Source organism: Pseudomonas sp. NPDC089428, from assembly GCF_044749325.1.
Lineage (GTDB): Bacteria > Pseudomonadota > Gammaproteobacteria > Pseudomonadales > Pseudomonadaceae > Aquipseudomonas.
This window is the reverse complement of sequence record NZ_JBIVHT010000004.1, coordinates 231,236-244,055: the sequence shown is the minus strand read 5'-3', so window position 1 is coordinate 244,055 and position 12,820 is coordinate 231,236. Positions and strand designations below refer to the sequence as shown.

Below are 12,820 nucleotides of genomic sequence, written 5' to 3'. Positions count from 1 at the left end.
GGACCACACCGATGAACTTTTCGAAATTCTTCATTACCCGGCCGATCTTTGCCGCGGTGCTGTCGCTGGTGCTGCTGATCGCGGGCTCTATCTCGCTGTTCAAGCTGCCGATCAGCGAATACCCCGAAGTGGTGCCACCCACCGTGGTGGTGCGCGCCAACTTCCCCGGCGCCAACCCCAAGGTGATCGGCGAAACCGTGGCCGCGCCGCTGGAGCAGGCCATCACCGGTGTCGAGAACATGCTGTACATGTCCTCGCAGTCCACCGCCGACGGCAAGCTGACCCTGACCATCACCTTCGCCCTGGGCACCGACCTGGACAACGCCCAGGTGCAGGTGCAGAACCGCGTCACCCGTACCCAGCCCAAGCTGCCGGAAGAAGTGACCCGGATCGGTATCACCGTCGACAAGGCGTCGCCCGACCTGACCATGGTCGTGCACCTGACCTCGCCGGACAACCGCTATGACATGCTCTACCTGTCCAACTACGCCATCCTCAACATCAAGGACGAACTGGCGCGCCTGGGCGGCGTCGGTGACGTGCAGCTGTTCGGCATGGGCGACTACTCGCTGCGCGTGTGGCTCGACCCGAACAAGACCGCGTCGCGCAACCTGACCGCCAGCGACGTGGTAGCTGCCATTCGCGAGCAGAACCGCCAGGTTGCCGCTGGCCAGCTGGGCGCCCCGCCCGCCCCCGGCTCGACCAGCTTCCAGCTGTCGATCAACACTCAGGGCCGCCTGGTCAACGAAGAAGAGTTCGAGAACATCATCATCCGTGCCGGTGCCGATGGCGAAATCACGCGCCTGAAGGACATCGCCCGGGTCGAGCTCGGCTCCAGCCAGTACGCCCTGCGCTCGCTGTTGAACAACCAGCCGGCAGTGGCCATCCCGATCTTCCAGCGCCCGGGCTCCAACGCCATCGAGATCTCCGACGAAGTGCGGGCGAAGATGGCCGAGCTGAAGAAGGACTTCCCGGAAGGCATGGACTACAGCATCGTCTATGACCCGACCATCTTCGTGCGCGGCTCCATCGAAGCAGTGGTGCACACCCTGTTCGAAGCCCTGGTGCTGGTCGTGCTGGTGGTGATCCTGTTCCTGCAGACCTGGCGTGCCTCGATCATCCCGCTGCTGGCCGTGCCGGTATCGCTGATCGGTACCTTTGCGGTAATGCACCTGTTCGGCTTCTCACTCAACGCCCTGTCGCTATTCGGCTTGGTGCTGGCCATCGGTATCGTGGTGGACGACGCCATCGTCGTGGTGGAGAACGTCGAGCGCAATATCGGGCTGGGCCTGAAACCGCTGGAAGCTACGCAAAAGGCCATGGGCGAAGTGACCGGCCCGATCATCGCCACCGCCTTGGTGCTGTGCGCGGTGTTCGTACCTGCTGCGTTCATTTCCGGCCTCACCGGGCAGTTCTACAAGCAGTTCGCCCTGACCATCGCGATCTCGACCGTGATCTCGGCGTTCAACTCGCTGACCCTGTCGCCGGCCCTGGCTGCCGTGCTGCTGAAGGACCACCATGCACCCAAGGACCGCTTCTCGCGGTTCCTCGACAAGCTGCTGGGCAGCTGGCTGTTCGCCCCGTTCAACCGCTTCTTCGACCGTGCCAGTCACCGCTATGTGGGCGGCGTACGCCGGGTCATCCGCTCCAGCGGCATCGCCCTGTTCGTCTATGCCGGGCTGATGGGCCTGACCTACCTGGGCTTCTCGTCCACGCCGACCGGTTTCGTGCCGGCACAGGACAAGCAGTATCTGGTGGCCTTCGCCCAACTGCCCGACGCAGCCAGCCTTGACCGCACCGAGGCGGTGATCAAGCGCATGAGCGAAATCGCCCTGAAGCAACCAGGTGTTGCCGACTCGGTGGCCTTCCCGGGCCTGTCGATCAACGGTTTCACCAACAGCCCCAACAGCGGCATCGTGTTCACCCCGCTCAAGCCCTTTGACGAGCGCAAGGACCCGAGCCAGTCGGCGGCGGCCATCGCGGCTGCATTGAATGCCCAGTTCGCCGACATCCAGGACGCCTACATCGCGATCTTCCCACCGCCGCCGGTACAGGGCCTGGGTACCATTGGTGGTTTCCGCCTGCAGATCGAAGACCGTGGCAACCTGGGCTACGAAGCGCTGTACAAAGAGACCCAGAACATCATCGCCAAGAGCCACAACGTGCCGGAACTGGCGGGCCTGTTCACCAGCTACCAGGTCAACGTGCCGCAGGTCGATGCCGCCATCGACCGGGAAAAGGCCAAGACCCACGGCGTGGCAATCACCGATATCTTCGACACCCTGCAGGTCTACCTGGGCTCGCTGTACACCAACGACTTCAACCGCTTTGGCCGCACCTACCAGGTCAACGTCCAGGCCGAACAGCAGTTCCGCCTCGATGCCGAGCAGATCGGCCAGTTGAAGGTGCGCAACAACCTGGGCGAGATGATCCCGCTGGCAACCTTCCTCAAGGTCAGCGACACCTCCGGGCCGGACCGCGTCATGCACTACAACGGCTTCATCACCGCGGAAATCAACGGTGCAGCAGCCCCCGGCTACAGCTCTGGCCAGGCCGAAGCTGCGATCGAGAAACTGCTCAAGGAGGAATTGCCCAACGGCATGACCTTCGAGTGGACCGACCTTACGTACCAACAGATCCTCTCGGGCAACACCGCGCTGCTGGTCTTCCCGCTGTGCGTGCTGCTGGCCTTCTTGGTGCTGGCCGCCCAGTACGAAAGCTGGAGCCTGCCGCTGGCGGTGATCCTGATCGTGCCGATGACCCTGCTGTCGGCCATCACCGGGGTGATCGTCTCCGGAGGCGACAACAACATCTTCACCCAGATCGGCCTGATCGTGCTGGTGGGCCTGGCGTGCAAGAACGCGATCCTGATCGTCGAGTTCGCCAAGGATGAGCAGGCCAAGGGCCTCGACCCGCTGGCCGCGGTGCTGGAAGCCTGCCGCCTGCGTCTGCGGCCGATCCTGATGACCTCGATCGCCTTCATCATGGGCGTGGTGCCGCTGGTGTTCAGCTCCGGTGCCGGCTCGGAAATGCGCCATGCCATGGGTGTGGCGGTGTTCTCGGGGATGATCGGCGTGACCGTGTTCGGCCTGTTCCTGACCCCGGTGTTCTTCTTCCTGATCCGCCGTTTCGTCGAGCGTCGCCAGGCCCGCAAGGCCGAGCACACGCACGTGCTGGAGAACCACGCATGAACCTGCTCAAACCGCTGACCCCGAGCCTGCTGGCGCTGGCCCTCGCGGCCTGCGCAGTCGGCCCGGACTACAAGACCCCGGACACCGAGCCCGCGCATTTCGACAGCGCTGATGTACAGGCCAAAGCCTTTGACCGCAGCCGCTTCGAAAGCGTGTGGTGGAAGCAGTTCGACGACCCGGTGCTGAACCAGTTGGTGCAGGCATCGCTGGACGGCAACCGTGACCTGCGCGTGGCCTTCGCCCGGCTCAAGTCGGCACGGGCGATCCGTGACGACGCCGCCAACGACCAGTTCCCGGTGGTCACCAGCCGCGCCAGCAGCGAGATCGGCAAGGGCCAGGTGCCCGGCCAGACCACGCAGCGGGTCAACCAGGAGCGCTACGACCTGGGCCTGGACATGGCCTGGGAGCTTGACCTGTTCGGCCGCATCCAGCGTCAGATCGAGGCCAGCGAAGCCCAGGAAGCGGCGGCCCAGGCCGACCTGCAACAGCTGCAGGTCAGCCTGATCGCCGAGCTGGTCGACGCTTATGGCCAGCTGCGCGGGGCGCAACTGCGCGAGAGGATCGCCGTGGCCAACCTCAAGACCCAGCAGGAATCTCGCACGATCACCGTGACCCTGCGCGACGCCGGGGTCGGCAACGAACTCGACGTGGTGCGTGCCGATGCCCGCCTGGCGGGTGTCGAAGCCACCGTGCCGCAACTGCAGGCCGAACAGGCCCGTGCCCGGCACCGTATCGCCACCTTGCTCGGCCAGCGCCCGGACGCGCTGAGCGTCGACCTGTCGCCCAAGGCCTTGCCGGCCATCGCCAAGGCCCTGCCGGTGGGCGACCCGGGCGAGCTGCTGCGCCGCCGCCCGGATATCCGCAGCGCCGAACGCCAGCTGGCCGCGGCCACCGCCAATGTCGGGGTGGCCACCGCCGATCTGTTCCCGCGGGTGAGCCTCAGCGGCTTCCTTGGCTTCACCGCCGCCCGTGGCTCGCAGATCGGGTCCTCTGCGGCCAATGCCTGGGCGCTGGGCCCAAGCATCACCTGGGCCGCCTTCGACCTGGGCAGCGTGCGGGCCCGACTGCGGGGCGCCAAGGCTGACGCCGAAGGTGCCCTGGCCAACTATGAACAGCAGGTGCTGCTGGCCCTGGAAGAGTCGGCCAACGCCTTCAGCGACTACGACAAGACCCAGCAGCGGCTGCTGTCGCTGATGCGCCAGAGCGACGCCAGCCGCAAGGCGGCCGACCTGGCCTCGGTGCGTTACCGCGAGGGCACGGTGGATTACCTGGTGCTGCTCGATGCCGAACGCGAACGCCTGAGCGCCGAAGATGCCCAGGCGCAAGGTGAGGTCGAGCTGTATCGCGGCATCGTCTCGATCTACAAGGCCCTCGGCGGCGGCTGGCAACCGGAGACTGTCGCCAGCGCACGCTGATCCCGCTTCGTTTCACTGACTCCTTTGGTTGGTTCCTCCCCCAACCCTTTGCCCCGCTGGCCCTGGCCTGCGGGGCTTTTTTATTGCCCCTTGGCGCCCCTGCGGCTTGCAGCCCAGGGCATTCTGCCCCAAGCTCTGCCTTCCCACCGCCATGGATCGCAGCGCCCGATGCCCAGACGCCACAGCTACCTGATCGCCGTACTGCTGCTGATTCTGGTGTCCATCGCCATCGTTTTTCTGCGCCGCGACGACAAGCCCGCACCGCCAGTGCTACCGCCACACAGCTACGGCAAGGCGCTGCGCCAGGCACATGACGGCCTGCCCGGTGCCGCCCGGGTGCTGTACCAACAACTGCAGCGCGATGACCTGACGCCGATCCGCCGCGCTGCGCTGTATGCCGAATTACCCAACTACCCCTCGCCGCAGGCGCTGAAGCTGGCCCGCCTGGACCTGGAAAACGACGACCCGCTGGTGCGCCGTGCAGCCATTGCCGGTATCCGCAAGCTGTTGCCCGCGTCCCAGCGCAGCCTGGTGCTGGGGCCACTGCTGGACGATGACGAGCAAAGCGTGCGCTTCGCCGCCGTGGACGCCCTGCTTGGCCTCGACCCCGACGCCATCGGCCTGTATTTCGGCCCGTTGCAGAGCGCGCTGGAGCAGTACCAGCAGACACTGGAAAAACAACCTGACGACGCCGAGGCCCAGGTGCACCTGGCGCGCCTGTACCTGCACGAGAATGATTACGACGAGGCGGCCGCAGCCCTGCAGCGCAGCCTCGCGGTGGACCCGGATAGCCTCGATGCCCTGGCCACCCAGGTGCGCCTGCTGGAGCGCCAGGGCCATCACGATCAATCCCGCCAGGTGCTGGCCAAGGCTTTGGCGCTGCGCCCGGACTCGGCGTTCCTGCAGTACGAGCTGGGGCTGTGGCTGATCCGCCATGACCAGCGTGAATACGCCCTGCTCGCCTTGTCGCGCGCGGTAGAGTTGGAACCGGAAAATGCCGATTACCGCTACACCCTCGCGGTGACCTTGCACGATCTGGATCAATCCGATGCCGCGCAAAAGCAACTGGAAACCCTGCTCAGCCGCCAGCCAGCCAACCGTCGGGCGCGGGTGCTGCTGATCCAGTACTGGAAAGAAACCGGCCAACTGCAGAATGTCCAGGTCCTGCTGGCGGAGCTGGAGCGGCAGAACCCGGACGATCCCTTCCTGCAACAAGGGCTGTAGATTGCGTTGAACCCTTGGCAGATGCCCGTGGTCCAGTGTTTATGGACCATTGGAGGTGGCAGGGAACCGGCCCTGCCGAGCATTTCAGGAGAACCGCATTGGCCAGCTCGTTGTCGATGGACGAACGTGCTCTGATCCTGGCCCCGGATCAGCTTGCCAACAATACTTCCAAGTTGTTGGCGGCGGCCGGTGTCGACTGTTTGTGCGCGCCTGATATCGCCAGGCTGCAGGCCTGGCTGATCGAAGGCGCAGGCCTGGCGATCATCGCCGAGCAGGCCCTGAGCGTTGACGCAGCGCCTGTCTTGCAGCGCTACATCGACCAACAGCCGGCGTGGTCGGACTTTCCTATCCTGTTGTTGACGCCAACACCAGCCTCCCCCTCTGCCACCCATCTTGGCCTGGGCAACCTGACCCCGCTTGCCGTACCTTTCGACGAAGGGCAGTTACAGCAGCTGGCTCAGACAGCGTTACGCAACCGGCGCCGCCAATACCTGGCGCGCGACCAGATGCTCGAACTGCAAAAGCGCCTGGATGCGCGCAGCGAGGAGCACCGCGTCCTCGACCAGGCCTTGCAGCAGACCCGCAAGATGGAGGCGATCGGCCAGCTGGCCGGCGGTGTGGCACATGACTTCAACAACCTGCTGACCAGCATCGGCGGCAGCTTCGAACTGATCGACCGGCGCCTGAAAAACGGGCGCAGTGACGGCGTTGAAGGGATCCTGCGCATGGGCCAGCAGGCTGTGTCACGTGCCGCAGTGCTTACCCATCGTCTGCTGGCGTTTTCGTCCAGGCAATCGCTGCACAGTCAGCGCATCGACCTGCTTGCGCTACTGCAACCGCAGCGACTGGAGGCCATCCTTGACCAAGGGGTAAGCCTGCAACTGGACCTGCCCGCAGACCTTTGGGCCGTGCAGGCGGACGACAAGCAATTGCAAGAGGCGCTAAACAACCTGCTGGTCAATGCCTGCGAGGCCATGCCCAATGGGGGCACGCTGCGGATAGAGGCCAGCAACCAGCAGATTGACGCGCAGCGGCCCGCAAGCGGTGGGTTGAATACAGGTGAGTATGCCTGCCTGAGCATCATCGATGACGGCCAGGGCATGTCACAGCGCACCCTGGAGCATGCCTTCGAGCCCTTCTTCAGTACCAAGCCGGTGGGTCAAGGGATTGGCCTTGGCCTTTCGATGGTTTACGGCTTCAGCAAGCAGTCCCACGGCCATGTGGCGCTGTTCAGCGAGATCGGCCATGGCACCCAGGTGGACCTCTACCTGCCACGCTACCATGATGCGCAACAACCCGAGGCCGACACGCCGCGCCCTACGCCTGCCGCCAGAAGCCGTAATGTACTGGTTGTCGAGGATGATCCCCATGTCCGCGAACTGCTTTGCCAGTCGTTGCAGGACGAGGGTTATCCCTGCCGCAGCGCCAGCAACGCCATCGAAGCCTTGCAACTGCTGCGTTCAGGCCAGGTGATCGATCTGCTGGTCAGCGATGTCGGCCTGCCGGGCATGAATGGCCGGCAGTTGGCCGAGATCGCACGCACACTGCGCCCGCAGCTTCCGGTGCTGTTCATCACCGGATACGCCGAGACGGCCATGGCGCGCGAGGGGTTTCTCGCACCGGGCATGCAGCTGATCTGCAAGCCGTTCGAGCTCAAGCAGTTGCAGGCACAGGTAGCCACCATGCTGGGGCATCCCTGAGCCGGTTCATTCGCTCAACATCAGCAGGGCCTGGTCCATCAGGCTGGCCAAGGCGAAAGGCTTGAGCATCAGCGCCGTACCGGGCGCCTCGGACAGTTGCGGATCCAGCGGCTGGTCGTTGAAGCCGGTAATGAAGAGGATTTTCTGGTCCGGCTCAACCATGCGCATCGCCCTGGCGACCTGCCGCCCACTGAAACCACCCGGCAGGCCGATGTCGGTGATCACCAGCTCGAAGGGGCCGTGGTGGCGGAAGCGATCGAGCGCCGAGTTCGCGTCCCTCACATCGCACACGTCGAAGCCACGCTCCTGTAGGTACTCCTTCATCACCGAACGCAGGTTTTCCTCATCATCGACCAGCAGCACGCGCTGGCCGCTGGCCCGTGTAACTGCTGGTACCGGCTGCGGGGGTTCTGGCGCGATGTGCTCAAGGCAACGCGGGAACAGCATACAGACCCTGAGACCGTGATCAGGTGCTGACTCGAGCCAGACGTGCCCACCGGACTGGCCGACGAAGCCATAGACCATCGCCAGACCCAACCCGGCGCCATGGCCCATGGGTTTGGTGGTGAAAAACGGTTCGAACGCCCGCGCCAGGTCGGCTTCGGGCATGCCATGACCATCGTCTGTGACATACACCGCGACGTAGTCACCTGGGGATACGCCGTGCTCATCAGGTAATGGCGCCTGCAGGCGCTGGTTGATGGTGCGCAGTGTCACCACGCCACGCCCAAGGCAAGCCTCACGTGCGTTGGCGAACAGGTTCACCATGGCATTTTCCAGCTGTGCAATATCCAGGCAGAGGGTCCAGGGTTTTACATCCAGCTCCCAGTCCACCCGCATTTCAGCCCCCAGCACCTGGCGCAACAGCGGCTCCATGGCACTGAGCTGGCGATTGATGTCCAGAGGCTTGGGTGACAGCGGCTGATGGCGGGAGAATGCCAGCAAACGATGAGTCAGCGTCATGGCGCGTCGCACGGAGTCGCTGGCCAGAGCCACATAACGATCAATGTGCTCCAGCCGCCCTTGGTCCATGCGCCGCTGCAAGAGCTCAAGGCTACCGCCGATACCCGACAGCAGGTTGTTCATCTCGTGGGCCATGCCGCCTGCCAGGTGGCTGACCGCGTCCAGGCGCTGACTGGCCCGTAACAAAGTATCTGACTGGCGCAAGGCATCTTCAAGGTCCTGTGAAATGTCACGCCCTACGGCAGTCAGCAGGGTGCCGTCGAAACTCGCCGTCCAGCGGAACAATCGGTAATGCCCGTCCTTGTGGCGCAAGCGCGTCTCGAACTGCTCGCCGCGCCGGTTGCCAAGGAACTCAATCACGGCAATTTCCACCTCGGCCCTGTCGGCTGGATGGACCAGCTCCAGGATCGATTCACCGCGCATCTCGTCTTCAGTCCAGCCCAGCGCACGCTGCCAGGTCGGGTTGGCCGCTTGCAGCCGCAGGTCGTGAGTAACCACGACCATGGCATCGCGGGAAAGCTGCCAGATGTGATCGCGGTCGGCCAGGATGCGCTCGATCTGGCGTTCGAATGCCAACGCCTGGTCGCGCCATTTGTCATGTGCATCGACGCTGGCGCTGGTATCGATCACCGTGTGCAGAAACCCCACCACCTCATACTGCTCATCACGCAGCGGTGTGTAGCTGAATGCATGGCAGCTTTGGCTACCCGTTCGCTTGCACGGTAGCCATAGCGGCTGGTCCTCGACAAAGTTCGAGCAACCTTCGAGTGCCTTGTACACCCAAGACCCGATGGCCTTCCATTCTTTTGCCCAGAGTGTGTCGAACGCTTGCCCCAACGCATGACCGTCGCCTGCGAGCAATGCTGCGTAAGGGTCGTTGTGAATCACGGTCATCTGGGCGCCCCAGACCACGGCGCAGGGAAATGGCGACAGCAACATCATGTCGACTGCAATGCGCAACGGTGCCTGCCAGTGCGGCAACGGCCCGAGCGAACTGTATCGCCAGTCGAACTGCGTGATCTGCTCAGCCATGCCCACTTGCGCAGACTGCCGATTGGCAAGCGCCCTGCCTTGCGCCGAAGGTTTGCGCGGTGTGTCGTTTACGAACACTGTCGTGATTCCATCATGGCTCTTGGATGAAAAATCCGTTTGTGCATCATCTGCCCGAAGATTTGCCGCCGCAATAGCTGCACTGCTAACAGCCTCTCACTCGACGCACCTTACAGGCTCAGGTAATAGCATAGAGCCATTACCGGAATGGCGCCTTGCCAATCGCAAGCTATGCTCAATAGGTTTTCCCCGCGCCAAGGAACGCAATGCCCTTCAACGACAGACCAGGGAGCGTGGTGATGAGCAAGAAGATTCTGGTAGTACTGACCAATACGGCCAAATACCCGACCCTGAAACGGGCCACCGGCTTGTGGCTGGGTGAAGCGGTGCATTTTGTCGACGTGGTGGAGAAAGCCGGGTATGAAGTCGATTACGTAAGCCCTGCTGGAGGCTATGTACCGATCGACCCGCACAGCCTGCAAATGGCCCCAGACTTGGACTGGCAACGGTACGACGACAAATCGTTCATGAGCCGTCTGGGTGCATCTTACAGCCCGGGCCAGGTCAGGGCAGCGGATTACCGCGCCATCTACTACACAGGCGGCCACGGGGTGATGTACGACTTCCCGGACAACCAGCCGTTACAGGACCTGGCACGCAAGATCTACGAAAATGGCGGCATCGTTGCCGCGGTCTGCCATGGTGTGGTCGGCTTGTTGAACATCAAACTCAGCGACAACAGCCTGTTGCTCAAGGACCGTCAGGTAACCGGTTTTTCCAACACCGAAGAAAAACTGGCAGAGCTGGACGAAGTTGTGCCCTTCCTCACAGAACACGAATTGATTGCACGGGGCGGCATCTATAACAAACACGAGAACCCTTGGGAATCGTTCGTGATCCCCGATGACCGGCTGATCACCGGGCAGAACCCAGCCTCCACGAGACTATTGGCCGAAAAGGTCCTTGCTGCATTGAAGCCGTAATCAGTCCTACACCTTAGCGGCGTTGTTCGCAAAACACCCAAAGCGTTGGATTACAGCAGGCGCAATGATTGATTCATAGGCTCTCCATTGGGCTGCTCATCTCGGGCAGCTCGGAAAATGGGGGCTGGACACTCATGTCAAGAATCAAGAATGCTCGGCAGAGCTTGGTAGAACTGTTGCTGACATTGACAGTCAGTTTACTGCCGGTGGGGTCCGGGCTGATGATCATGCATTACCTGCATGACAAGAAACTTGAAGAAACCGCGCGGATATCGGTCAGCGAGGTAATTTATTCCGTGGACCTCGCACTGGACCGAGTTCAGGCTTCGGCGGCGGCAGCAATGAAGTTGGCAGGTGCTACCTGCGAAAGTGCCGAAGCGCAATTGTCTGATCAGGTTGCAAAAGCGCCACACCTGCGCTCGCTGGCATTGACCGTTGACGGGCGTACCTATTGCAACACCTTGAAGACGCCGTATTCACCCGATCACATTTTCCCAGATGCGAAAACGCAATTTCGTCTGACCTTGGACCCGCCTACAACACCCAATGCAGTTCTGCTCGCCTATCAGATCCGCGAGAATAATCTGGGGGTCATTGCCACGACTTATGGCATGTTGCTGCGCAATGAACTGCGCGCATTTCAGACTGGGCTGACGTTGTTGCTCGAATTCGGAGAATTGTACATCTGGGCTGACGGCGACAGTCGCGACCCGGCGCGCCCATCACAAGTCGAATTTTTCGAAGAAGGTGTCTCGGAGAAATATGGTTATACCGTCAAGGCAGGCTATGGCGAGGGATACTCGGCACGCGAAACACGCCTGACGATGAAACAACTTTTCCCATCCCTGGCGTTGGTCGGGATCATTACTGGATCGATCACTTACTGGGGCCTGTTCAGGCAAAGAAGCATGCGTGCTCGTAGCGCTGCCAGCCAAGACTGACAGCGCACGCTTCACTCACTTATTCGGCATTGAGCACGCCACGACGCACCTGATCACGCTCGATGGACTCGAACAGCGCCTTGAAGTTGCCTTCACCGAAGCCGTCATCGCCTTTGCGCTGGATGAACTCGAAGAATACCGGACCAAGCAGCGTTTCCGAGAAAATCTGCAGCAACAGGCGCTTGTCGCCTGGCTCGGAAGCGCCGTCCAGCAGGATACCGCGAGCCTGCAGCTGGTCGACCGGCTCGCCATGCCCAGGCAGGCGTTCTTCGAGCATTTCGTAATAGGTTTGCGGCGGCGCGGTCATGAAGCGCATGCCCAAGCCCTTCAGTGCATCCCAGGTCTTGAGCAGGTCATCGGTGAGGAAGGCCACATGCTGGATACCCTCGCCATTGAACTGCATCAGGAACTCTTCGATCTGCCCGGCGCCCTTGGACGACTCTTCATTGAGCGGAATGCGGATCATGCCATCAGGCGCGGTCATGGCCTTGGAGGTCAGGCCGGTGTACTCGCCCTTGATGTCGAAATAGCGAATCTCGCGGAAGTTGAACAGCTTCTCATAGAAACCGGCCCAGTAAGCCATGCGCCCGCGATAGACGTTGTGGGTCAGGTGATCGATGATCTTCAGGCCCGCCCCTTGCGGATTGCGGTCGACGCCTTCGATGAAATTGAAGTCGATATCGTAGATCGAGCTGCCTTCATCGAAACGGTCGATCAGGTAGAGCGGTGCCCCACCGATGCCTTTGATGGCCGGCAGGCGCAACTCCATCGGGCCAGTTTCGATCTCGACCGGCTGAGCCCCCAGCTCCAGGGCCCGGGCATAGGCTTCGTGGGCGTTGCGTACGCGGAACGCCATGCCGCACACCGACGGCCCATGCTCGGCAGCAAAGTAGGAAGCGATGCTCTTGGGTTCGTTGTTGAGGATCAGGTTGATGCCGCCCTGGCGATACAGGTGCACGTCCTTGGAGCGGTGTGTGGCCACCTTGGTGAAGCCGAGGATCTGGAATACCGGCTCCAGTACGCCGGGCGTCGGCGAAGCCAGCTCGATAAATTCAAAGCCCATCAGGCCCATTGGATTGTCAAAGATATCAGCCATGTTCGTACCCTCATCTGCAGCGAAAATTAATGAATGCGTAGGATGTGGAACGGCAATGGTGGAGAGCACGGGATACCGCGCACGCTTCGGGCGAGGAAGTCACCAATGATCAGCTTGAACCCATGGTATGTCATATGGACCCATTCTCGGCGGGTTGATCCCTCAAACGCGAAGGACCTTATTGTTGTATTCGTAAATCGATTCTACATTGCGTAACTTGCTTTGTCGCGCTTTAGTTGGCCAGCGCCACCGACAAA

The 12,820-nt window shown here is 62.1% G+C and carries 8 protein-coding genes; 6 read left to right on the top strand and 2 right to left on the bottom strand.

All coding sequences use genetic code 11. The annotated features are described in order from the left end of the window. Window positions 1-11: 11 nt before the first annotated feature. From ACIPZ5_RS10020 to ACIPZ5_RS10005, 4 genes are all read left to right on the top strand, one after another. Window positions 12-3,191 carry an efflux RND transporter permease subunit gene (locus ACIPZ5_RS10020; RefSeq protein ID WP_343596785.1) on the top strand — a complete coding sequence of 1,060 codons (3,180 nt, stop codon included), beginning with the start codon at window positions 12-14 and terminating at the stop codon, window positions 3,189-3,191. Continuing rightward, window positions 3,188-4,606 carry an efflux transporter outer membrane subunit gene (locus tag ACIPZ5_RS10015; protein ID WP_400808179.1) on the top strand — a complete coding sequence of 473 codons (1,419 nt, stop codon included), beginning with the start codon at window positions 3,188-3,190 and terminating at the stop codon, window positions 4,604-4,606. The genes ACIPZ5_RS10020 and ACIPZ5_RS10015 overlap by 4 nt, the downstream gene beginning before the upstream one ends. A gap of 168 nt (window positions 4,607-4,774) precedes the next feature. Next, the gene (locus tag ACIPZ5_RS10010) at window positions 4,775-5,830 is read left to right on the top strand and encodes a tetratricopeptide repeat protein (protein ID WP_343596788.1); all 1,056 of its coding nucleotides are present in this window, start codon (window positions 4,775-4,777) and stop codon (window positions 5,828-5,830) included. Between the two features lie 98 nt (window positions 5,831-5,928). Next, window positions 5,929-7,530: a response regulator gene (locus ACIPZ5_RS10005; protein ID WP_400808177.1), complete on the top strand. Its 1,602-nt coding sequence runs from the start codon at window positions 5,929-5,931 to the stop codon at window positions 7,528-7,530. A gap of 6 nt (window positions 7,531-7,536) precedes the next feature. On the opposite strand, the gene ACIPZ5_RS10000 is transcribed toward ACIPZ5_RS10005, so the two are convergent. Then, the gene (locus ACIPZ5_RS10000; RefSeq protein ID WP_400808175.1) at window positions 7,537-9,525 is read right to left on the bottom strand and encodes an ATP-binding protein; all 1,989 of its coding nucleotides are present in this window, start codon (window positions 9,523-9,525) and stop codon (window positions 7,537-7,539) included. 317 nt (window positions 9,526-9,842) lie between these two features. Here ACIPZ5_RS10000 and ACIPZ5_RS09995 point away from each other — a divergent pair, with 317 nt between their 5' ends. Next, window positions 9,843-10,526, top strand: a complete 684-nt coding sequence (locus ACIPZ5_RS09995) for a type 1 glutamine amidotransferase domain-containing protein (protein WP_400808172.1) — start codon at window positions 9,843-9,845, stop codon at window positions 10,524-10,526. 134 nt (window positions 10,527-10,660) lie between these two features. Continuing rightward, window positions 10,661-11,467: a CSS-motif domain-containing protein gene (locus ACIPZ5_RS09990; RefSeq protein WP_400808169.1), complete on the top strand. Its 807-nt coding sequence runs from the start codon at window positions 10,661-10,663 to the stop codon at window positions 11,465-11,467. A 19-nt stretch (window positions 11,468-11,486) separates the two neighbouring features. On the opposite strand, the gene hppD is transcribed toward ACIPZ5_RS09990, so the two are convergent. Next, the gene (hppD, locus tag ACIPZ5_RS09985; protein ID WP_085676920.1) at window positions 11,487-12,563 is read right to left on the bottom strand and encodes a 4-hydroxyphenylpyruvate dioxygenase; all 1,077 of its coding nucleotides are present in this window, start codon (window positions 12,561-12,563) and stop codon (window positions 11,487-11,489) included. Window positions 12,564-12,820: the final 257 nt, after the last annotated feature.